The sequence below is a fragment of the Pseudomonas helleri genome (assembly GCF_009600315.1).
In the GTDB taxonomy this organism is placed as follows: domain Bacteria; phylum Pseudomonadota; class Gammaproteobacteria; order Pseudomonadales; family Pseudomonadaceae; genus Aquipseudomonas; species Aquipseudomonas helleri_A.
On record NZ_WIWC01000006.1, the window covers coordinates 1 to 20,792 of the forward strand.

A 20,792-nucleotide genomic window follows, 5' to 3' on the forward strand; every position below is an offset into this window, starting at 1 on the left:
TATCGTCTTCTACAATGAATCAAGCAATTCGTGTGGGAACTTATGGAGCAGCTGATGTCGTCGATTAAGGAGGTGATCCAGCCGCAGGTTCCCCTACGGCTACCTTGTTACGACTTCACCCCAGTCATGAATCACACCGTGGTAACCGTCCTCCCGAAGGTTAGACTAGCTACTTCTGGTGCAACCCACTCCCATGGTGTGACGGGCGGTGTGTACAAGGCCCGGGAACGTATTCACCGTGACATTCTGATTCACGATTACTAGCGATTCCGACTTCACGCAGTCGAGTTGCAGACTGCGATCCGGACTACGATCGGTTTTATGGGATTAGCTCCACCTCGCGGCTTGGCAACCCTTTGTACCGACCATTGTAGCACGTGTGTAGCCCAGGCCGTAAGGGCCATGATGACTTGACGTCATCCCCACCTTCCTCCGGTTTGTCACCGGCAGTCTCCTTAGAGTGCCCACCATTACGTGCTGGTAACTAAGGACAAGGGTTGCGCTCGTTACGGGACTTAACCCAACATCTCACGACACGAGCTGACGACAGCCATGCAGCACCTGTCTCAATGTTCCCGAAGGCACCAATCTATCTCTAGAAAGTTCATTGGATGTCAAGGCCTGGTAAGGTTCTTCGCGTTGCTTCGAATTAAACCACATGCTCCACCGCTTGTGCGGGCCCCCGTCAATTCATTTGAGTTTTAACCTTGCGGCCGTACTCCCCAGGCGGTCAACTTAATGCGTTAGCTGCGCCACTAAGAGTTCAAGACTCCCAACGGCTAGTTGACATCGTTTACGGCGTGGACTACCAGGGTATCTAATCCTGTTTGCTCCCCACGCTTTCGCACCTCAGTGTCAGTATCAGTCCAGGTAGTCGCCTTCGCCACTGGTGTTCCTTCCTATATCTACGCATTTCACCGCTACACAGGAAATTCCACTACCCTCTACCATACTCTAGCTTGCCAGTTTTGGATGCAGTTCCCAGGTTGAGCCCGGGGATTTCACATTCAACTTAACAAACCACCTACGCGCGCTTTACGCCCAGTAATTCCGATTAACGCTTGCACCCTCTGTATTACCGCGGCTGCTGGCACAGAGTTAGCCGGTGCTTATTCTGTCGGTAACGTCAAAACACTAACGTATTAGGTTAATGCCCTTCCTCCCAACTTAAAGTGCTTTACAATCCGAAGACCTTCTTCACACACGCGGCATGGCTGGATCAGGCTTTCGCCCATTGTCCAATATTCCCCACTGCTGCCTCCCGTAGGAGTCTGGACCGTGTCTCAGTTCCAGTGTGACTGATCATCCTCTCAGACCAGTTACGGATCGTAGCCTTGGTGAGCCATTACCTCACCAACTAGCTAATCCGACCTAGGCTCATCTGATAGCGCAAGGCCCGAAGGTCCCCTGCTTTCTCCCGTAGGACGTATGCGGTATTAGCGTCCGTTTCCGAACGTTATCCCCCACTATCAGGCAGATTCCTAGGTATTACTCACCCGTCCGCCGCTCTCAAGAGAAGCAAGCTTCTCTCTACCGCTCGACTTGCATGTGTTAGGCCTGCCGCCAGCGTTCAATCTGAGCCATGATCAAACTCTTCAGTTCAAACATCTTTGGGTTTTTAAGAAACCCTAAACTTGGCTCAGCAATCGTTGGTTACATCTTTGATTTCTCGCGGAGTAACTTGTGATGCTGATAATCTTGTTGACTATCAGTCTGACTCCACAAGCACCCACACGAATTGCTTGATTCAGTTGTTAAAGAGCGGTTGGTTAAGCTTTCGCTCAACCGAGGCGCGCATTCTACAGCAGCCTCTGTTGCTGTCAAGCGGTTATTTTAAGATGTTTTCAAAGTTTCCTTCGTAACATCAACCACTTGCGCTTCCGATCTCTCGTTAGCGGGAGGCGAATTCTACAGCGTTACACGCTGCTGTCAACACCTCATTTCCTGCTTCGATGACTTGAAGCTGACACCGCCGAAAACCGTACAACTCATTGAATATCAAGGAGTTTTCCGTTTCGACTGCGCCGGAAGTGGGCGAATTATAGGCCGTTGCAATTTAGAGTCAAGGGTTAATTAATCGAACCTATCAATTAACCCCAGACACAGCTTTACTCAGCTCTTAGCGTAATACGCGCAAAAGCCTTTTTGCCTGCCTGACACACATGAGTCGAACCCAGTGCATATATATAGCTGCGATCAACGATCTCACCATCTATGCGCACCCCACCCGACCCCAACAGGTCTCGTGCCACCGCAGAGTTCTTCACAAGACCCGCCTTATTAAGGACAGCTGCAATCGGCATATCCTCTGTAGCTGTCAGCTCAACCTCTGGCAGATCATCAGGCAGCTCACCATCTTTCATTCGATTGCCGGCACCGCGATGCGCATTAGCAGCAGCCTCTTCACCATGGAAGCGAGCTACAATTTCTTCAGCCAATTTGATCTTGATATCGCGAGGGTTAGCTCCGGCTTCAACCTCAGCCTTGAATACATTGATTTCGTCCATAGAGCGAAAGCTAAGCAACTCAAAGTAGCGCCACATCAAAGCATCGGGAATGGAAACCAGTTTGCTGTACATGACGCCTGGAGCTTCCTGGATACCGACATAGTTACCCAAGGATTTAGACATCTTCTTGACGCCGTCCAGCCCTTCCAGCAAAGGCATCGTCACAATGCACTGCGCTTCCTGGCCGTAGCCGCGCTGCAGCTCACGCCCCATCAGCAAGTTGAACTTCTGATCCGTGCCGCCTAGCTCCACATCAGCTTTCAAAGCCACAGAGTCATAACCCTGTACAAGCGGGTAAAGGAACTCATGAATAGCGATAGGCTGATTAGTGGTGTATCGCTTATCAAAATCGTCGCGCTCAAGCATACGAGCTACGGTGTATTGAGAGGTTAGGCGAATGAAGTCTGCAGGCTTCATTTGATCCATCCAGGTGGAATTGAATGCCACCTCGGTTTTGGCAGGATCAAGAATCTTGAATACTTGAGTCTTGTACGTCTCGGCATTGTCGAGCACTTGCTCTCGAGTCAACGGTGGGCGCGTGGCACTTTTCCCGCTTGGATCGCCAATCATCCCGGTGAAATCCCCTATAAGGAAGATCACGTGATGACCCAGCTCCTGAAACTGGCGCAGCTTATTAATCAGCACGGTGTGACCCAAGTGCAGATCCGGTGCTGTTGGGTCGAATCCAGCCTTAATACGCAACGGCTGACCGCGCTTGAGCTTCTCAACCAATTCAGACTCGACCAGCACCTCTTCGGCACCACGCTTTATTAGCGCTAGCTGCTCTTCTACCGACTTCATATCAGACCCGTAAGGCTCAAATTCAAAGGGAACCAACATACAAGATCAGAGACTAATTACAAGTTTTGACCGGCATACGGCCCACTATCCGTCGGGGAATAGCTCGCAGACTTGCTTCAAGGGTGATTTGGTTATATTTTATACAGTTATTTCATCTTCACCGTGCCAGTCATCTTTTCCAATTCATCCTTTATTCAAAGTCAAATTATCTATGACCAGTCAGCCGCCTAAAGCGCCACCGCTTTATCCGAAGACCCACCTGCTTGCAGCAAGTGGTATCGCCGCCCTTCTAAGCTTGGCTTTGCTGGTATTTCCTTCCAGCGAAGTTGAAGCCAAAAGAACGAACCTCAGCCTGGAGCTGGAAAGCCCTTCTGAGCAACTGACACAAGAACAAGACGCTTCCGATCTCGTTCAAGCCACAAATGAAGTGAGCCCGCCTCCATTCGCCGAAATTGAACAGCCGCAAAATCCCACTGTTAACGCTGAAGAAGACAAATCACCCAGCCATCGCGAAGTCCTCGTCGCTAAAGGCGATACGCTCTCTACACTCTTCGAGAAAGTAGGCCTTCCTGCGTCTGCCGTGCATGAAATTCTGGCCAGCGACAAGCAGGCCAAGCAGTTCAGCCAATTGAAACATGGGCAAAAACTCGAGTTTGAAATGACCCCTGACGGTCAGTTGAACAACCTTCATAGCCAAGTTAGCGACCTAGAAACCATCAGCCTCAGCAAAACTGCTAAAGGCTATACATTTCGTCGTGTAACGACATTGCCAACAATACGTTCTGCTTACGTGCATGGCGTCATCACCAGCTCCCTTTCAGCATCTGGCCAACGCGCAGGATTACCTCATAGCCTGACAATGGACATGGCCAAAGTATTCGGCTACGACATTGATTTCGCACAAGACATTCGCCCCGGCGATCAGTTCGAGGTGATCTATGAACAGAAAGTGGCCAACGGCAAAACGGTAGGCACCGGGAACATACTTTCCGCGCGCTTCACCAACCGAGGCAAAACCTTCACTGCGGTTCGCTATACCAACAAACAGGGCACCAGCAATTACTACACCGCTGATGGCAACAGCATGCGCAAGGCTTTCATTCGCACACCTGTAGATTTCGCCCGAATCAGCTCGCGTTTTTCAGCAGGTCGCAAACATCCAATCCTTAACAAGATTCGCGCACACAAAGGTGTCGATTACGCAGCGCCACGTGGCACGCCAATCAAAGCAACCGGTGATGGCAAGGTACTCCTGGCGGGGCGCCGTGGCGGCTACGGCAACACCATCATCATTCAGCATGGCAATACTTACCGCACGCTTTACGGCCACATGCAAGGTTTTGCCAAAGGCGTCAAAACAGGCGGCTCCGTCAAGCAAGGGCAAGTGATTGGTTACATCGGCACTACCGGCCTATCGACCGGCCCTCACTTGCATTACGAATTTCAGGTCAATGGCGTACACGTTGACCCTCTTGGCCAAAAGCTACCCATGTCTGATCCGATAGCTAAAGCAGAACGCACTCGCTTCCTCCAGCAAAGTCAGCCATTGATGGCTCGCATGAACCAGGAAAAGGCCACCCTCCTGGCCTCGAGCAAGCGTTAAGTAATGGCTCTATATATAGGCGTGATGTCCGGAACCAGTCTTGACGGTATGGACATCGCGTTAGTTGAACTCGGGGCGAGCATTACACTGCTGGCCACTCATTACATTCCTATGCCCGAAGGCCTTCGCAGCGATCTGCTGCAACTATGTGCCAGCGGGCCGGATGAAGTGGCCCGCAGCGCCATTGCAGAAAACCATTGGGCAAGGCTAGCTGCCCAAGGGGTCAACGACCTGCTCGCGCAGCAAGAACTCGCACCTGAACGTATCCGCGCCATAGGTAGCCATGGTCAGACCATACGTCACGAACCCGCCCAGGGCTGGACTGTGCAAATTGGTAACCCTGCTTTACTGGCCGAATTGACTGGCATTAGTGTGGTTAGCGATTTTCGTCGCAGAGATGTCGCTGCCGGCGGACAAGGCGCCCCTCTCGTCCCTGCTTTTCATGAGGCATTGTTTACACATAACACGGCTAATCGAGCGGTATTGAATATAGGCGGCTTCAGTAACTTAAGCCTGATAACCACAGAAAACCCCGTCGCCGGGTTCGATTGCGGCCCAGGGAATGTTCTGCTTGATGCCTGGATACAAGAGGAGCGCGGTGAGCTGTACGACCGCAGCGGTCAATGGGCAGCCAGTGGTAACGTAGAACCACTGTTGCTTGAAGCCTTGTTGCGCGACCCTTTCTTCCAGACCCAAGGGCCAAAAAGTACAGGCCGAGAAGTGTTCAACCTCAAGTGGCTGCAACATCATCTATTGGCTCTGCCAACCTTTACCGCTGAAAACGTCCAGGCAACACTCCTTGAGCTCACCGCATTGACCATCGTGCAATCACTGCAAACGGCTCAGTCATGCACAGACGAACTGCTGGTTTGCGGCGGAGGCGCTCACAATGCGGCACTCATGGCTCGCTTGAAGCAATTACTCCCCAACACTCAGGTCAATAGCACTGAGGCCCGAGGCGTAGATCCTGACTGGGTCGAAGCCATGGCTTTTGCCTGGCTTGCCCACTGCTGCCTCGAAAACATTCCCACCAACCGTCCCAGCGTTACGGGCGCACGCGGCCTGCGTGTACTGGGCGCGATCTATCCCGCCTGACAACCTGCCCAATAATGGGTCAGACAGCAAAACGCCGCGAATCTACGCGGCGTTGAGCGTGAAACCTACTCTGTGCAATCAGATCGAAAACGAAGACCCGCAACCACACGTTGTGGTGGCATTCGGGTTTTTGATAACGAAACGAGAACCTTCCAGACCTTCCTGATAATCCACCTCGGCACCTGCCAAGTATTGGAAACTCATTGGGTCAACCACCAAGCTAACGCCCTCGCGCTCAACAATGGTGTCGTCATCGGCTACTTCTTCATCGAAAGTAAAACCGTATTGAAAACCGGAACAACCGCCGCCCGTAACGAAAACTCGCAACTTCAAACGATCATTACCCTCTTCATCGACCAGGCTCTTCACCTTGTGCGCAGCACCTTCAGTGAATTGCAAAGCCATGGGGGTGAAGGATTCGACGCTCATGCTGACTATCTCCCGGCGCTGTGCCGCCATAATGCGTGATGACGCGCATTATCCGCTTCTCCCAGAAAAGCGGTCAACTATTTGAGGGGCAGCAGCACGTTTTAAACGACAAGCCGCAAACGAGACGCGGAGACCGCTTTTCCCTTGCCGCTTGTAGCTTGTAGCTTGTAGCTTGTAGCTTGTAGCTTGTAGCTTGTAGCTTGTAGCTTGTAGCTTGTAGCTTGTAGCTTGATACTCAAAGCGGCTTTTAAGGCAACATGCCCGCGTGCGACAAACCAAGACGCTCGTCCAGACCGAACAGGATATTCATGTTCTGAACAGCCTGACCCGAAGCCCCTTTAACCAGGTTATCGATAACCGACAGCACGACAACCAGATCCCCGTCTTGCGGACGATGTACTGCGATCCTGCATACGTTGGCACCTCGAACACTACGGGTTTCCGGATGGCTGCCCGCAGGCATTACATCTACAAACGGCTCATTGGCGTAGCGCTTCTCGAACAACGCTTGCAGATCGACAGTATGGTCAACCACTGTCGCGTAGAGCGTGGAGTGGATGCCACGGATCATCGGTGTCAAATGCGGCACGAAGGTCAAACCGACATCCTTACCAGCAGCACGGCGCAAGCCCTGACGAATTTCGGGCAAGTGCCGATGCCCTTTAACCGCGTATGCCTTCATGCTCTCTGAGGTTTCGGCATACAACGAACCCACACTGGCACCACGTCCTGCGCCGCTTACACCGGACTTGCAGTCAGCGATCAGAACAGATGTATCCGCCAGCCCGGCTTCCAGTAAAGGGAGAAAGCCCAGTTGCGTCGCCGTTGGGTAACAGCCCGGCACCGCGATCAAGCGTGCTTGTTTGATTTGCTCACGATTAACTTCCGGAAGGCCGTAAACAGCTTCCTTCAATAATTCTGGCGCACCGTGCGGCTGACCGTACCACTTGGCCCACTCATCGGCATCCTGCAAACGGAAGTCAGCTGAAAGGTCGATCACCTTGGTGCCGGCTGCCAGCAGTTCACCGGCTAACGCATGTGCGACGCCATGGGGCGTGGCGAAAAACACAACATCACAGGCAGCCAGCGTTTGTGTATCCGGGACACTGAAAGCCAGGCCGTCGTAATGACCGCGCAGGTTGGGATACATATCGGCAACTGGCAGGCCCGCCTCGGATCGAGAAGTGATGACAACCACTTCAGCCTGCGGATGCTGAGCCAGCAAACGCAGTAATTCGACCCCGGTGTAACCCGTGCCGCCGACAATACCGACCTTGACCATAACCTGCCCTCAACGAAACCACTGGAAAGTCTTTGATAATAGGGATAGAGCGCCCATGCGACAACTGCCAAGGTGACTCCCGGGCGCTCTAGAACTACTATTTGCCCTACCGTGAACCTGGGGATAACTAAAAATGCTTTATCTATGGCTTAAGGCCTTTCACATCATCAGTATCGTTTGCTGGTTTGCCGGGCTGTTTTACTTACCACGCCTGTTTGTTTACCACGCTCAAAGCGAAGATTCTGTCAGCAAAGAACGATTTAGCCTGATGGAGCGCAAGCTTTATCGCGGCATCATGGGCCCGGCAATGATCGCCACCCTGATATTCGGCATTTGGTTAATAACGCTAACACCGGGTTTCCTGAGCCAAGGCTGGATGCACGCTAAATTGACGCTGGTGGTGCTGCTGATCGGCTATCACCACATGTGTGGCGCACAGGTAAAACGCTTTGCCCGTGGCGAAAACACTCGTAGCCATGTGTTCTATCGTTGGTTCAATGAAGTACCGGTGCTGTTCTTGATTGCTATCGTCATTCTGGTGGTGGTCAAACCGTTCTAAATTCCAACTCCCTGCTTAGAGGTCATCGAATGTCACTGCCTGTCCAGCTTGAACAACGCTTGCGTCTGCCGGTAGTGGCAGCTCCCATGTTTCTGATTTCCAACCCACAACTTGTGCTGGCCTGTTGCGCCAATGGCGTTGTTGGCACCTTCCCTGCACTCAATCAACGCGAGAGCAGTGGTTTCAAGTCATGGCTGGAAGAAATCGAAGCAGGGCTGGCCTTATTGGAAAACCCTGCGCCTTACGCCGTCAACCTGATTGTGCATAACAGCAACCCGCGTCTACAGGCTGATCTGGCGATATGTATTGAGCACAAAGTCCCCATCGTCATCACCAGCCTGGGTGCAGTGAAAGAAGTTGTAGATGCTGTTCACAGCTATGGAGGCCTGGTGTTCCACGACGTCACTACCCGACGTCATGCCGAGAAAGCCGCCGAAGCCGGGGTAGATGGCCTGATCGCAGTGGCGGCAGGGGCTGGCGGGCATGCAGGCACATGGAGCCCTTTTGCACTGGTGGCTGAGATTCGCCAATTCTTCGACAAAACGGTGTTGCTTGCGGGTTGCTTGAACCATGGCCACGAGATCTTGGCCGCGCAAGTCATAGGAGCCGATCTTGCCTACTTAGGAACACGGTTTATAGCTACACAAGAAAGTCATGCACCTGACGAATACAAACAAATGGTTCTGACATCCCGAGCAGTCGACATCGTTCACACTGCTGCCGTTTCGGGTGTACCGGCAAGTTTCATGCGCCAAAGCCTCGAAAATGCAGGCTTTGACCTCGCCACACTGCAAGCTAAAAGCGAGAGCAGCACCGGAACCCGGCTCAAACCGCTCAACGACGAAGCAAAAGCATGGAAGACCGTTTGGTCTGCTGGCCAAGGCGTAGGTGACATCAATGATGTGCCTACTACGCAGCAGTTGATCACACGACTCGATACGGAATACCGCGAGGCTATAAAGCGGGTGAATCGAATTCCTCATTGCTAAGCCTCTTGTTGAGACTCTGAGCCCGCCAATTAGGCGGGCTTTTTTTTGTGCGATAAATCTCACGCTGCAATAAGGAAGCTTTAAATGTCAGAGCATGATCTGGAAAAAACCCCTGAGGTGCAGTACGCAAAGCTGGAGTTTCTTGGCTTTGAAGCTCGAATAGGACGTTTACGCTATATGGTTTGGCAACTGGGGCTGGCTTGCATTTTTATTGTTTCAGCCTTAGTTGGTTTGTTTGCGGTATTCGTGTCGCCAATAATCTCCGTATTGATTCTCGGGGTCGTAAACATTCTTTATCTAATATTTACCCTCAGAATTGCCGCTCAACGGCTGCACGACTTAAATTTTTCCGCCTGGATGTTGTTACTGCTACTGGTGCCTATCGCCAACGTAATATTGGGAATCATGGCACTGGTGATGCCTGGTACTCCAGGTTCGAATCGCTTTGGCGCTCCTCCTCCCCCAAACAGTAAGTCAGTTAAAATCGTGGGCACGATTTTGATCTTCATCTACTGCGTATGCATTGCTGGCATTGGTGCAATTGCAACCTCTCCACTGGCGTACGTTTTCATCAACGCAGTGAACCGCTTGAGCCTGTAGACTCTGTTTCTTTAAGAACGCGTTAACGCCAGGGACATCATTGTCACCGGACAGCACCGTTGCGATGGAGAACAGCATGACCCGTTACGCTTTAATCACTGGTGCTTCCAGCGGTATCGGCCTGGCCTTGGCTGAAGCCCTGGCGCGCCGTGGCCGCAGCCTGATTTTAGTGGCCCGCCAACGTGACGCTCTGGAAAGCATTGCGCTAGAGCTGACCCAACGTTTCGGTGTCGAGGTGTTGTTCCGGGCCTGTGATCTGGGCGAACCCTTGCGGCTCTCGGGCTTTCTGCTGGAGCTGGAAGAAGGGGATCGTCAGATCGACCTGCTGGTCAATTGTGCAGGCATTGGCACCTGCGGCCCCTTCCTTGCTCATGACTGGAGCGCTGAACAAGACCTCATCGAGCTTAATGTCCTCGCGCTTACCCGGCTGTGTCACGCAATCGGCAATATGATGGCGGTGCAGGGTGGCGGCCAAATTCTCAACGTTTCTTCCATCGCAGCCTTTCAGCCAGGCCCTTGGCTAAGCACGTACTACGCCAGTAAAGCGTACGTTCTGCACTTCTCCGAAGGTTTGCGTGAAGAGGTCAAGAAAACCGGCATTAAGGTTTCGGTGCTATGCCCTGGCATTACTCGAACTGGTTTCTTTGAAGCGTCCAGGATGAATGCAGAGACCATCAAGCAAAGCTCCGCCTGCATGAGCCCGGAAGAAGTTGCGCTTTACACGGTGCGCGCGCTGGAAAAAAACAAAGCCATCATTATTCCGGGGCGACGTAACCGCTGGCTAACACGTATCCCACGCGTACTGTCGCGATGGATGACACGGAAAATAGCGGCCTCTGTGAACAAATCCTATTGTCCCCGTTAACGCGACTGGGCGTAACGCGCTCTGCTGAGTACACTCAGACCAGACTTCACTCACGGAGACACTGCTTTGGATACCCTTTTTACCAAGATCATCAACCGTGAAATACCTGCAAAGATCATCTATGAAGATGATCAAGTACTCGCTTTTCACGATATTGCCCCACAAGCACCGATTCACTTTTTGGTTATCCCAAAAAAACCGATCCGCACCCTCAACGACCTGACCGAAGAGGATAAGCCACTGGCAGGGCATATCCTTTACACAGCACAACGGCTTGCCAAAGAGCTGGGCTGCGAAGACGGGTTTCGCGTAGTGATGAACTGCAATGAAAAGGGCGGCCAAACGGTCTACCACATCCATATGCACGTTCTGGGTCAACGCCAGATGAACTGGCCGCCGGGCTGATATAACGCTGTGGCATACCGTGGGTGCACTGCCGCACCCACGACTGCTATTGATCCCGTGCAGCCCCTTGCGCCTCGATTGAGGTAAACTGGCCCCCGTGATTTTTTCCGGAGGTAAGCATGACTACCCAACGTCACTACTCGCCGATTGACCGTCTACTGCTTCAAGCCGATACCGCGATGCGCACATTGCTGCCCTTCAGTGGCCAACCTCACCGCCCATCGCCCGCTATTGTAAAACCCGACCGCCCGCTGGACGACAAGGCAGCACGCCATGTGGCTGGGTTGATGCGTATTAACCATACCGGCGAGGTCTGCGCCCAAGCGCTGTATCAAGGCCAGGCTCTGACCGCCAAGCTGCCACAAGTACGCGAAGCAATGGAGCATGCGGCAGAAGAAGAAATCGATCACTTGGCCTGGTGTGAACAGCGCATTCGGCAATTGGGCAGCCACCCTAGCGTGCTAAATCCTCTGTTTTACGGCATGTCCTTCGGGATTGGGGCCGTGGCGGGGTTGATTAGCGACAAAGTGAGTCTGGGATTTGTAGCCGCGACAGAAGATCAAGTGTGCAAGCACCTCAACGAGCACCTTGAGCAGCTCCCTGCCGAGGACGAGAAGTCCCGCGCGATTCTTGAGCAAATGCGCATTGACGAAGCTCATCATGCTGAGTCCGCGCTGCAAGCCGGTGGCTTCCGTTTTCCCGCGCCGGTCAAGTTTGGTATGAGTTTGATGGCCAAGGTCATGACTAAAAGTACCTACCGCATTTAACAGCCAGGTATCACCTGCCTGGCCAGAAGCAAAAAAGGCGACTACCTCTCGGTAGTCGCCTTTTTAATGCTTGAAACTTTACGCCATATTCCGAGCATAAAAGATTTCGAGCATTTCATGCTTCACGCGTTCGGTCACCTGAGCGCGTTGTTCAACCGACAGATTGCTGGTGGCATCGCCGAACAAGTAGTTGTCCAGTTCAAACTCTTTAAGCAGCATCTTGGTGTGGAACAAGTTCTCTTGGTACACATTCACGTCGGTCATCTGATAACCGTCGCGGGTGTCTTCAGAAAGGTAATTCTGGATTGAATTGATCTCGTGATCGATAAAGTGCTTTTTACCTTCAACGTCACGGGTAAAACCACGTACGCGGTAATCGACAGTCACGATATCCGAATCAAACTGATGGATCAGATAGTTGAGAGCTTTAAGCGGTGAAATAACGCCGCACGTCGACACATCAATATCCACACGGAAAGTCGCAATACCATCGACCGGATGAATTTCCGGATAGGTATGCACCGTGATATGACTTTTGTCGAGGTGAGCCAGAATGGTCTCGGGCAGCGGACCTGGAGATTCTTCGATTTGGCTTTCGGTCGGAATCACCGGCTGCTCTGAAATCAGAATTGTCACGCTGGCGCCCTGGGGATCGTAATCCTGACGAGCGATGTTCAGGATGTTGGCACCAATGATATCAACCACATCTGTAAGGATCTGCGTCAGGCGTTCTGCGTCGTACTCTTGATTGATGTACTCAACGTATGCCTGCTGGTCTTGCGGGGTTTCCGCGTAGCAGATGTCATAGATGTTGAAGCTCAAGGTCTTTGTCAGGTTATTGAACCCGTGGAGCTTGAGTTTGCTTTTCACCGTTATAAAACTCTCTATGTCGATGCGGCTCGGCCGCGTGATCCAGCATGCCCGTCAAGTGCGTGGACGCACCTGCGTAGGACGGTTAACACCTCTTCGCGATGGCGATTTTGGTTATCTGTTCGGGCATGTGGCCGGAAATATTCCCAGCCACTACCCTGAAAAAAGTGGCGCATTATGCAGACCTCGGCGACTGTTCACCAGAGTCTGTAGTGCATTTATGAAAATTGAATGGCCACTCAGCCCAATTCGATAATTTCATAGTCGTGGCTGATGGCTACACCTGCAGCGCCCAGCATGATCGATGCAGAGCAATACTTCTCGGCAGACAGCTCAATGGCACGTTTAACCTGAGCTTCTTTCAAGCCCCGACCTTTAACGACAAAGTGCAGGTGGATCTTGGTAAACACTTTTGGGTCTTCAGTGGCGCGCTCGGCTTCAAGGAACGCTTCACAGCTCTCCACGGCCTGGCGCGATTTTTTGAGAATGCTGACCACGTCAAAGTTGCTGCATCCGCCAAGGCCCAGCAAAAGCATTTCCATCGGTCGCACACCTAGATTACGACCACCGCTCTCGGGCGGGCCGTCCATCACAACGACGTGGCCGCTGCCTGACTCGCCCAGAAACATGGCTTCGCCGGCCCATTGAATGCGTGCCTTCATCACCCAGACTCCACTGCTTTAAAAGGGGCGCCAGCTTAGCACAGCGTCCTAAATAGAGAGCCTGCCATGCATATGGCTTTAACCTACACGCTGTAAGGAAAATTCTGCCTACTGGAAAGAATCTGTCTGTTAAGCTGGCGCCAATTCACTGGCGCCAGCCAGCCAGCGCTCTCTATAAAAATAGATCCAGCTCCTACTGTGCATGCTTTCGGGAAACAACCATGGTTGCTTTTACTCCCATATCCAAGATCAAAAACCTAGACAAGTTTTTGACTCACTGCCAACGCAAGCGCTATGCGGCCAAGAGCAACATCATTTGCGCGGGCGAACACTCTCACACGCTGTTTTTCATTATCAAAGGCTCAGTAACGATTGTGATCGAGGATGATGGCAGTCGAGAAATGATCATCGCCTACCTTAACTCGGGTGATTTCATTGGTGAGTTGGGTTTGTTTGAACACGCAGGACAGGAACAGAAACGCAGTGCCTGGGTTCGAGCGAAAACCGAGTGTGAAGTTGCAGAAATTAGCTATTCGAAATTCAGAGAATACGCACAACACGAACCGGAAATTCTTTACGCCATAAGCGGACAAATCGCACAGAGATTGCGCAATACCACGCGCAAAGTGGGAGACCTGGCATTTTTTGACGTCACCGGGCGAGTGGCACGCTGCTTACTTGAATTGTGTAAACAACCCGATGCGATGACTCACCCGGACGGGATGCAAATCAAAGTGACCCGTCAGGAAATCGGCAGAATTGTGGGCTGTTCGCGAGAGATGGTGGGGCGTGTGCTCAAGGATCTGGAAGAGCAGAACCTGGTGAGCGTCAAAGGCAAAACCATGGTGGTATTTGGTACACGCTAAAGGTTGAACACAGGCGCCAGTATTTTTTGGTAACTGGCGCTCAACCGCTCAAAAAAATCGGGGTCGCTGACCACTTCGTGCAAAGCGATATGGCTATCGACCCGGCAGTTTGGCTCAAGGCCGCAGCATTGATTGAAACGATTGACGGCGGCCACCATCGACTCCCGCTCGTTTTCTACCAGCAATGCTCCGTGAACCAAACCGACAGGCCGCTGACCGCCTTGGCTCTGACGCCAGCGTTGGGCCGTCCCCACCAACTTGCGCCCATTAAGATTGACGTTGTAGCGGCCGTCACAGAATGCGCCCTCCACTTCGCCAACCGAGGCCTCACCTCCCAACTCGGTCAATAATTCGCAGAGCGGATCGCATAAACGCAGATAAGCCGTCTCAATGCGTGCGCGATCATCCTCGCTACGGGGAGGCGCGTAAACCAGCGCGATATTGACTGTTGAAGAGGACTGCGGCACAGGTTCACCGCCCGTTTCACGCAACAGAATGGGCCAACCACTCGCCGCCAGTTCGACACTGGCTTGCTCAAAATCAGGTAAGCGGCTCAAACGACGCGGCATAACCAATGCCCGGTCAGTGGGCCGCCAGAACAGCACGCCCGCCTGACGCTCACCCGCACACACCGAAGCTAACAAATCCTGTTCAGCTTTAAGGCCTGCTTCGACCGTGAGTTGTTGGATAAGCGTCATAAATATCTCTAAAAAAGAGCACGCGCGACTCAAGACTGTAACGGCTTGGGAGGTGTATCAGTCCAGTGTTGAGCCTGTTACAGGGATGCTACGTTCTGGAAAAAACAAACGTTGCAATTCATGCCCCGGGTTCTCAGCGCGCATAAAGGCTTCGCCTACCAAAAAGGAATATACGTCACTGATTTCCATCAACTCAACGTCCGCCCGATTGAGAATCCCGCTCTCGGTAATGACCAATCGATCACGCGGAACACGTGGCAACAGGTCGAGGGTGGTTTCCAAACTGACATCAAAGGTGTGCAAATTACGATTGTTAATCCCCACCAGCGGTGTATCGAGGGTTTTCAGCGCACGCTCCAGCTCATCGCCGTCATGCACCTCAACCAGCACATCCAGCCCCACACCTTTAGCAACAGACGCCAATTCAGCCATTTTCACGTCATCCAGCGCGGAAACGATCAACAGCACGCAGTCGGCGCCCAGCGCACGGGCTTCGACAATCTGATATGGGTCAATCATGAAGTCTTTGCGGATAACCGGCAGTGCACAGGCTGCCCGGGCTAGTTGCAGGTAACTATCAGCCCCTTGAAAGAAGTCAATGTCCGTCAACACGGACAGACAGGTCGCACCGCCGGCTTCATAGCTTCTGGCAATGTCGGCAGGCACGAAGTCTTCGCGAATCACGCCTTTGCTCGGGGATGCTTTTTTGATTTCGGCAATCACCGCAGGCTGCTTCAGCTTGGCCTGCGCCAGCAAAGCATTGGCGAAGCCGCGTACAGGGTCAGCCTGAGCTGCCATACGTTCAAGTTCAGCCAGACTCACCCGCGCACTGCGCTCAGCGACCTCCTGAACTTTTCGCGCCAGAATTTTTTCCAGAACGGTAGGCACACTCATGCTTCATTCTCCTGTTTGAACACTGCAGTAAAGGCACCCAACTCTTCGAGTTTTTCTCGAGCCAACCCGGTGTGCAGCGCGTCGTGAGCCAATGCCACACCTTCTTTAAGTGTGTAGGCAAGGTCTGCCGCATAAAGCGCAGCGCCGGCATTGAGCACGATCATGTCAGCGGCCTTTTGGCCTGCCTCTGTTTTGCGGCGACCCAAGGCGTCACGGATCAGTTCCAGCGATTGTTCAGGGCTGTCGATCACCAGACCAAACAGACTCTGACTCTTGATACCAAGATCTTCAGGCTGAACCCAATACTCAGTGATTTCGCCTTTATGCAGCTCAGCAACGTACGTTGGAGCCGCCAGGCTGAACTCGTCCAGACCATCCTGCGAGTGCACCACCAGCACATGCTTGCTGCCCAAGCGTTGTAACACTTCAGCCAACGGGCGGCACAACGCCTGATTGAATACGCCGACCACTTGATGCACAACGCCGGCCGGATTCGTAAGCGGGCCAAGCATATTAAAAAGTGTGCGCATGCCCAAATCACGGCGGGCAATGGCCGCGTGCTTCATTGCACCGTGATGGCATTGGGCAAACATAAAGCCAATACCCACGCTGTCGATGCAGCGAGCCACTTGAACGGGAGTCAGATTGAGGTACACGCCTGCGGCTTCCAGCAAATCAGCGCTGCCACTTTTACCTGACACGGCGCGGTTGCCGTGTTTGGCCACCGTGCAGCCAGCCGCCGCGATAACCAATGCGGAGGCTGTCGATACGTTGAAAATATTCGCACCATCACCGCCGGTGCCGACAATATCGACCACACCGTCGAGGGTTTTAAGCTCAACCTTATCTGCCAACTCGCGCATCACCGTCACGGCACCGACAATTTCGTCGATGCTCTCACTCTTCATGCGCATGCCCATCATGAAAGCGCCTATCTGCGCCTCGGTGCATTGACCGGTCATGATGTCGCGCATCACATCGCGCATCTCTTCAGTGCTCAGATCCAGATGTCCGACGATACGGGTCAGGGCTGTCTTGATATCCATAAAAAGTCCTTAGCGCGTGCCGCCGGTTTGTTTGAGGAAATTGGCAAACAGTTCATGACCTTGCTCGGTCAGGATCGACTCGGGGTGAAACTGCACCCCTTCGATGTTCAGTGTCTTGTGGCGCAAGCCCATGATCTCGTCGACCGAGCCGTCAGCTTGCTGCGTCCAGGCGGTCAACTCCAGGCACTCGGGCAAAGTGTCGCGCTTAACCACCAAAGAGTGATAGCGGGTCACAGTCAGCGGGTTGTTCAATCCTTCAAACACACCTTTGTCCAAGTGATACACCGGGCTGGTTTTGCCGTGCATCACTTCTCTGGCACGCACTACATCGCCGCCAAACGCCTGGCCAATGGATTGATGCCCCAGGCATACACCTAGAATCGGCAGTTTGCCGGCGAAATGCTTGATGGCTTCTAGCGAGATACCGGCCTCATTCGGCGTACAGGGGCCGGGCGATACCACGATGCGCTCAGGCTTGAGCGCTTCGATCTCGGCAACGGTCAGTTCGTCGTTGCGCACCACTTTGACGACGGCACCCAGCTCGCTGAGGTACTGCACTACGTTGTACGTAAAAGAGTCGTAATTATCGATCATCAACAACATGGCAAAGCTCCTCAGGCGTCGGTCGTGGGGGTTTGTTCAGCGAGCGCTACCGCACGAAACATCGCGCGGCGTTTGTTCAGCGTCTCTTCCCACTCCAGCGCAGGCACCGAGTCAGCGACAATGCCGCCGCCGGCTTGCACGTGCAGTTCACCGTTTTTGATCACCGCTGTCCGAATGGCAATGGCGGTGTCCATGTTGCCGTTCCAAGCGAAATAACCCACTGCGCCGCCATACACACCACGTTTAACGGGTTCCAGTTCGTCGATGATTTCCATCGCCCGAATTTTCGGCGCCCCGGACAACGTACCCGCGGGCAGAATGGCTCGCAGTGCGTCCATTGCCGTCAGCCCACTTTTAAGCTGACCCGTAACGTTTGACACAATGTGCATAACATTCGAATAACGCTCGATCACCATTTTCTCGGTCAGCTTGACCGAGCCGGTTTCCGAGACGCGCCCTGTGTCGTTTCGCCCAAGGTCAATCAGCATCAAGTGCTCGGCGATTTCCTTGTCGTCACTGAGCAGGTCTTTTTCCAGTGCCACATCGGCTTCTTCGGTTGCACCCCGAGGGCGTGTTCCGGCAATCGGGCGCACGGTAATCAGATTGTCTTCTACCCGTACCAGCACTTCCGGCGAGCTGCCCACCACGTGGAAGTCACCAAAGTTGAAGAAGTACATATAAGGCGTCGGGTTAAAGCAGCGCAGCGCACGGTACAAATCAATCGGCGCAGCCTTGAAATCGATGGACATGCGCTGCGACGGCACCACTTGCATGCAATCGCCCGCGAGGATGTAGTCCTTGATCGTGTCGACGGCTTTTTCGTAGTCGTTCTGCGTAAAACTGGAGCGAAACACCGGGTCAGCCGCTTGCTGCTGAGTGAAGTCCAGACCCCGGCGAGGTGCCATGGGCTGACGCAGCTGTTCAAGCAGCGCCTCAAGACGGGCCTGACCTTCTTCGTAGGCGTCTGGCTGAGCAGGATCAACCAGCACAATCGCGTGCATCTTGCCCGCCAGGTTATCGAACACCACCACCGCATCCGACACCATCAGCAGAATGTCCGGTACACCCAGCGGATCAGGATTCGGGCATTTACCCAAACGCTTCTCTACATAGCGAACACAGTCATAACCGAAGTAACCCACCAGACCGCCATTGAACCGCGGTAAACCCGCAATGGTCGGTACGTTGTAACGGGCTTTGAAAGTTTCGACAAACGCCAGCGGGTCTTCGGATTCGTGTGCTTCGATTTCTACACCATCGTGGGTCACGCTGATCTGGTGTTCATGCACACGCAACACGGTGCGGCACGGCAAGCCAATGATCGAGTAACGGCCCCACTTCTCACCGCCCTGCACCGACTCCAGCAAATAGGAGTTGGGCTGATCGGCCAGTTTCAGGTAGATCGACAGCGGCGTGTCGAAGTCGGCAAGGGTTTCGCGGGCCAACGGGATACGGTTGTAACCAGCAGCGGCCAAGCGCAGGAATTCTTCGCGGATCATGAGGTGCCTCGTGGTCTGAGGGTAAAACGGTCAGGTGTGCAAACGTGCCGACTCAGCGGCCAGATTCAAGTCAGGCGCGCCAACGCCAACGGGCCAGGGCCTTGATAACTTTCATCCAGAGTTTGCGAGTGACCACCACGATGGAATCTCTTCGAGAGGGGTGAACGGAATTGCCCAACGTTATATCAGGCGCAGAATCTAAGCAACCGGCTATCAGTTCTTGCAGATTGTCGATGACCAAATCCGGCGACTCTTCTGCTATCGGGCGGCCGTGGTTATAGCCATAACTGAGGGCCACGCAGCGTACGCCTGCAGCTTTGGCCGCCAGCACGTCATTGCGTGAGTCACCGATAAAAAGTGATTCTCGTGGTGTCACACCCGCCATTTTCATCACGAATAACAGTGCAGCCGGGTCGGGTTTTTTCTGTGGCAGGGTATCGCCACCGATAATCCAGCGAAAAAACCGTCCCAGTTTGAGTTCATCCAGCAAGGGGGCGACGAAGCGCTCAGGCTTGTTGGTGATCAGGGCCATTTCAACGCCCTGCTTTTGCAGCCACTTGAGGCTTTCACGCACCCCCGGATAGACCGTGGTGTGTGAATGACCGCCCTCGTAGGCTTGCATGAATATCTCTAGCGCCTGCTCGGCTTCGGCGTCATCAACGCCTGAGGCCTCGATATTGCCGGCCAGTGCGCGGCGCACCAACATCGGTGCACCGTTGCCAATCCAAATCCGCACATTTTCTATACCGGCGGGTGGACGACCGAGCGTGTGTAGCATGGTCTCCACAGCAGCGGCCAGATCTGGCACGGAATCAATCAGGGTGCCGTCCAGATCGAACATCACCAGTTTGGGCAGTTGACCTTCAAGCAACTGCTCAAAGCGGCTCATGGACGCGCCAACGCAAGCTCGGCGCGCATCTTCTGGATGACTTCTTCGTAGTTCGGGGTGTTGAAAATCGCCGAACCTGCGACGAACGTGTCAGCACCGGCCTCTGCAATTTCACGGATGTTAGCCACATTGACCCCGCCGTCGATTTCCAGGCGAATATCACGGCCCGACGCATCGATCAGGGCGCGCGCTTCACGCAGTTTGTTCAGCGTGCCGGGGATAAACTTCTGCCCACCAAAACCTGGGTTAACGCTCATCAGCAAGACCATGTCGACCTTGTCCATCACGTACTTGAGCACGTCCAGCGGAGTGGCCGGATTGAACACCAGACCCGCCTTGCAGCCGCCTTCGCGGATCAATTGCAAGGAGCGATCGATATGCTGGGTCGCTTCGGGGTGAAAAGTGATGAAGGTCGCGCCGGCTTCGATAAAGTCGCCGATGATGCGATCAACCGGGCTGACCATCAGATGCACATCGATGGGTGCGGTGACGCCATATTTGCGCAGGGCCGTGCACACCATCGGGCCGATGGTCAGGTTGGGCACGTAGTGATTATCCATGACATCGAAATGCACGATATCAGCGCCAGCGGCGAGCACATTGTCGACTTCTTCGCCAAGACGGGCGAAATCGGCAGAAAGAATCGATGGGGCAATAGCGAAGGGCTGCATAACGCACCTTTAGTGAGTAAAACACGGTGGCGCGCATTGTATACCGCCGACCCGTTCGCGCTATACATTTCCCCCCGTAGCAGTTGCCGAAGGCGACGTCCGGCCGCAGGCCGTAAACCTGAGAAACGATTTTTCCTGACAGATTTGTATGGCCCATTTTACGAGCGCTACGCACTCGAACGCAGCCTTCGG

The 20,792-nt window shown here is 53.5% G+C and carries 21 protein-coding genes and 1 rRNA gene; 9 read left to right on the top strand and 13 right to left on the bottom strand.

The window, feature by feature from the left end:
- Positions 1–65 precede the first annotated feature (65 nt).
- Together GHN86_RS05475 and tyrS are read right to left on the bottom strand one after the other, a co-directional pair.
- Positions 66–1,602 (bottom strand): 16S ribosomal RNA (locus tag GHN86_RS05475).
- A 506-nt stretch (positions 1,603–2,108) separates the two neighbouring features.
- Entirely contained in the window at positions 2,109–3,308 is a 1,200-nt protein-coding gene (gene tyrS / locus GHN86_RS05485; RefSeq protein WP_153378032.1) for a tyrosine--tRNA ligase, read from the bottom strand.
- 211 nt (positions 3,309–3,519) lie between these two features.
- Here tyrS and GHN86_RS05490 point away from each other — a divergent pair, with 211 nt between their 5' ends.
- Positions 3,520–4,911 (top strand): peptidoglycan DD-metalloendopeptidase family protein, encoded by a 1,392-nt coding sequence (locus GHN86_RS05490; RefSeq protein ID WP_153378045.1) that lies wholly within the window; start codon positions 3,520–3,522, stop codon positions 4,909–4,911.
- Between the two features lie 3 nt (positions 4,912–4,914).
- Positions 4,915–6,006 (top strand): anhydro-N-acetylmuramic acid kinase, encoded by a 1,092-nt coding sequence (locus GHN86_RS05495; RefSeq protein WP_153378031.1) that lies wholly within the window; start codon positions 4,915–4,917, stop codon positions 6,004–6,006.
- Positions 6,007–6,084: 78 nt separating this feature from the next.
- On the opposite strand, the gene erpA is transcribed toward GHN86_RS05495, so the two are convergent.
- Entirely contained in the window at positions 6,085–6,435 is a 351-nt protein-coding gene (gene erpA / locus GHN86_RS05500; protein ID WP_003444456.1) for an iron-sulfur cluster insertion protein ErpA, read from the bottom strand.
- A 247-nt stretch (positions 6,436–6,682) separates the two neighbouring features.
- A complete protein-coding gene (argC, locus tag GHN86_RS05505; RefSeq protein ID WP_153378030.1) occupies positions 6,683–7,717 on the bottom strand; it encodes an N-acetyl-gamma-glutamyl-phosphate reductase in 1,035 nt (344 codons plus the stop codon).
- A 133-nt stretch (positions 7,718–7,850) separates the two neighbouring features.
- Between argC and hemJ the strand changes: the two genes are divergently transcribed.
- From hemJ to coq7, 6 genes are all read left to right on the top strand, one after another.
- Positions 7,851–8,276, top strand: a complete 426-nt coding sequence (gene hemJ / locus GHN86_RS05510; protein ID WP_153378029.1) for a protoporphyrinogen oxidase HemJ — start codon at positions 7,851–7,853, stop codon at positions 8,274–8,276.
- 29 nt (positions 8,277–8,305) lie between these two features.
- Positions 8,306–9,265 carry an NAD(P)H-dependent flavin oxidoreductase gene (locus GHN86_RS05515; protein WP_153378028.1) on the top strand — a complete coding sequence of 320 codons (960 nt, stop codon included), beginning with the start codon at positions 8,306–8,308 and terminating at the stop codon, positions 9,263–9,265.
- Positions 9,266–9,349: 84 nt separating this feature from the next.
- A complete protein-coding gene (locus tag GHN86_RS05520) occupies positions 9,350–9,865 on the top strand; it encodes a DUF805 domain-containing protein (protein WP_153378027.1) in 516 nt (171 codons plus the stop codon).
- A gap of 76 nt (positions 9,866–9,941) precedes the next feature.
- Complete coding sequence (locus GHN86_RS05525; protein WP_153378026.1) at positions 9,942–10,730, top strand: SDR family NAD(P)-dependent oxidoreductase; 789 nt, start codon at positions 9,942–9,944, stop codon at positions 10,728–10,730.
- A 66-nt stretch (positions 10,731–10,796) separates the two neighbouring features.
- Complete coding sequence (locus tag GHN86_RS05530; protein ID WP_153378025.1) at positions 10,797–11,135, top strand: histidine triad nucleotide-binding protein; 339 nt, start codon at positions 10,797–10,799, stop codon at positions 11,133–11,135.
- A 119-nt stretch (positions 11,136–11,254) separates the two neighbouring features.
- Positions 11,255–11,902, top strand: coding sequence for a 2-polyprenyl-3-methyl-6-methoxy-1,4-benzoquinone monooxygenase (gene coq7 / locus GHN86_RS05535; RefSeq protein ID WP_153378024.1), 648 nt, complete (start codon positions 11,255–11,257; stop codon positions 11,900–11,902).
- A gap of 78 nt (positions 11,903–11,980) precedes the next feature.
- Here coq7 and speD read toward each other — a convergent pair whose 3' ends face one another.
- Positions 11,981–12,772: an adenosylmethionine decarboxylase gene (gene speD, locus GHN86_RS05540; RefSeq protein WP_016782404.1), complete on the bottom strand. Its 792-nt coding sequence runs from the start codon at positions 12,770–12,772 to the stop codon at positions 11,981–11,983.
- Between the two features lie 239 nt (positions 12,773–13,011).
- On the bottom strand, positions 13,012–13,434 hold the full coding sequence (locus GHN86_RS05545; RefSeq protein ID WP_003444470.1) for an OsmC family protein: 423 nt from the start codon (positions 13,432–13,434) through the stop codon (positions 13,012–13,014).
- Between the two features lie 221 nt (positions 13,435–13,655).
- On the opposite strand from GHN86_RS05545, the gene crp reads away from it, so the two are divergent.
- Positions 13,656–14,300, top strand: coding sequence for a cAMP-activated global transcriptional regulator CRP (gene crp, locus GHN86_RS05550; protein ID WP_153378023.1), 645 nt, complete (start codon positions 13,656–13,658; stop codon positions 14,298–14,300).
- Here crp and GHN86_RS05555 read toward each other — a convergent pair.
- The 7 genes from GHN86_RS05555 to rpe form a co-directional block, all read right to left on the bottom strand.
- Positions 14,297–14,998 (bottom strand): lipoate--protein ligase family protein, encoded by a 702-nt coding sequence (locus GHN86_RS05555; RefSeq protein WP_153378022.1) that lies wholly within the window; start codon positions 14,996–14,998, stop codon positions 14,297–14,299. The genes crp and GHN86_RS05555 overlap by 4 nt on opposite strands.
- Positions 14,999–15,055: 57 nt before the next feature.
- Positions 15,056–15,892 carry an indole-3-glycerol phosphate synthase TrpC gene (gene trpC / locus GHN86_RS05560; RefSeq protein ID WP_153378021.1) on the bottom strand — a complete coding sequence of 279 codons (837 nt, stop codon included), beginning with the start codon at positions 15,890–15,892 and terminating at the stop codon, positions 15,056–15,058.
- Entirely contained in the window at positions 15,889–16,938 is a 1,050-nt protein-coding gene (gene trpD, locus GHN86_RS05565; protein ID WP_153378020.1) for an anthranilate phosphoribosyltransferase, read from the bottom strand. The genes trpC and trpD overlap by 4 nt, the downstream gene beginning before the upstream one ends.
- Before the next feature lie 9 nt (positions 16,939–16,947).
- On the bottom strand, positions 16,948–17,541 hold the full coding sequence (locus GHN86_RS05570; RefSeq protein WP_153378019.1) for an aminodeoxychorismate/anthranilate synthase component II: 594 nt from the start codon (positions 17,539–17,541) through the stop codon (positions 16,948–16,950).
- An 11-nt stretch (positions 17,542–17,552) separates the two neighbouring features.
- Positions 17,553–19,040: an anthranilate synthase component I gene (trpE, locus tag GHN86_RS05575; protein ID WP_153378018.1), complete on the bottom strand. Its 1,488-nt coding sequence runs from the start codon at positions 19,038–19,040 to the stop codon at positions 17,553–17,555.
- A 70-nt stretch (positions 19,041–19,110) separates the two neighbouring features.
- Positions 19,111–19,929: a phosphoglycolate phosphatase gene (locus GHN86_RS05580; RefSeq protein WP_153378017.1), complete on the bottom strand. Its 819-nt coding sequence runs from the start codon at positions 19,927–19,929 to the stop codon at positions 19,111–19,113.
- The gene (gene rpe, locus GHN86_RS05585) at positions 19,926–20,600 is read right to left on the bottom strand and encodes a ribulose-phosphate 3-epimerase (protein ID WP_153378016.1); all 675 of its coding nucleotides are present in this window, start codon (positions 20,598–20,600) and stop codon (positions 19,926–19,928) included. The genes GHN86_RS05580 and rpe overlap by 4 nt, the downstream gene beginning before the upstream one ends.
- Positions 20,601–20,792: the final 192 nt, after the last annotated feature.

Excerpts from the sequence above, each read along its gene's own strand:
- tyrS (WP_153378032.1), bottom strand. The coding sequence starts at position 3,308 with ATGAAGTCGGTAGAAGAGCAGCTAGCGCTAATAAAGCGTGGTGCCGAA.
- GHN86_RS05490 (WP_153378045.1), top strand. The coding sequence starts at position 3,520 with ATGACCAGTCAGCCGCCTAAAGCGCCACCGCTTTATCCGAAGACCCAC.
- GHN86_RS05495 (WP_153378031.1), top strand. The coding sequence starts at position 4,915 with ATGGCTCTATATATAGGCGTGATGTCCGGAACCAGTCTTGACGGTATG.
- erpA (WP_003444456.1), bottom strand. The coding sequence starts at position 6,435 with ATGAGCGTCGAATCCTTCACCCCCATGGCTTTGCAATTCACTGAAGGT.
- argC (WP_153378030.1), bottom strand. The coding sequence starts at position 7,717 with ATGGTCAAGGTCGGTATTGTCGGCGGCACGGGTTACACCGGGGTCGAA.
- hemJ (WP_153378029.1), top strand. The coding sequence starts at position 7,851 with ATGCTTTATCTATGGCTTAAGGCCTTTCACATCATCAGTATCGTTTGC.
- GHN86_RS05515 (WP_153378028.1), top strand. The coding sequence starts at position 8,306 with ATGTCACTGCCTGTCCAGCTTGAACAACGCTTGCGTCTGCCGGTAGTG.
- GHN86_RS05520 (WP_153378027.1), top strand. The coding sequence starts at position 9,350 with ATGTCAGAGCATGATCTGGAAAAAACCCCTGAGGTGCAGTACGCAAAG.
- GHN86_RS05525 (WP_153378026.1), top strand. The coding sequence starts at position 9,942 with ATGACCCGTTACGCTTTAATCACTGGTGCTTCCAGCGGTATCGGCCTG.
- coq7 (WP_153378024.1), top strand. The coding sequence starts at position 11,255 with ATGACTACCCAACGTCACTACTCGCCGATTGACCGTCTACTGCTTCAA.
- GHN86_RS05545 (WP_003444470.1), bottom strand. The coding sequence starts at position 13,434 with ATGAAGGCACGCATTCAATGGGCCGGCGAAGCCATGTTTCTGGGCGAG.
- crp (WP_153378023.1), top strand. The coding sequence starts at position 13,656 with ATGGTTGCTTTTACTCCCATATCCAAGATCAAAAACCTAGACAAGTTT.
- GHN86_RS05555 (WP_153378022.1), bottom strand. The coding sequence starts at position 14,998 with ATGACGCTTATCCAACAACTCACGGTCGAAGCAGGCCTTAAAGCTGAA.
- trpC (WP_153378021.1), bottom strand. The coding sequence starts at position 15,892 with ATGAGTGTGCCTACCGTTCTGGAAAAAATTCTGGCGCGAAAAGTTCAG.
- trpD (WP_153378020.1), bottom strand. The coding sequence starts at position 16,938 with ATGGATATCAAGACAGCCCTGACCCGTATCGTCGGACATCTGGATCTG.
- GHN86_RS05570 (WP_153378019.1), bottom strand. The coding sequence starts at position 17,541 with ATGTTGTTGATGATCGATAATTACGACTCTTTTACGTACAACGTAGTG.
- trpE (WP_153378018.1), bottom strand. The coding sequence starts at position 19,040 with ATGATCCGCGAAGAATTCCTGCGCTTGGCCGCTGCTGGTTACAACCGT.
- GHN86_RS05580 (WP_153378017.1), bottom strand. The coding sequence starts at position 19,929 with ATGAGCCGCTTTGAGCAGTTGCTTGAAGGTCAACTGCCCAAACTGGTG.
- rpe (WP_153378016.1), bottom strand. The coding sequence starts at position 20,600 with ATGCAGCCCTTCGCTATTGCCCCATCGATTCTTTCTGCCGATTTCGCC.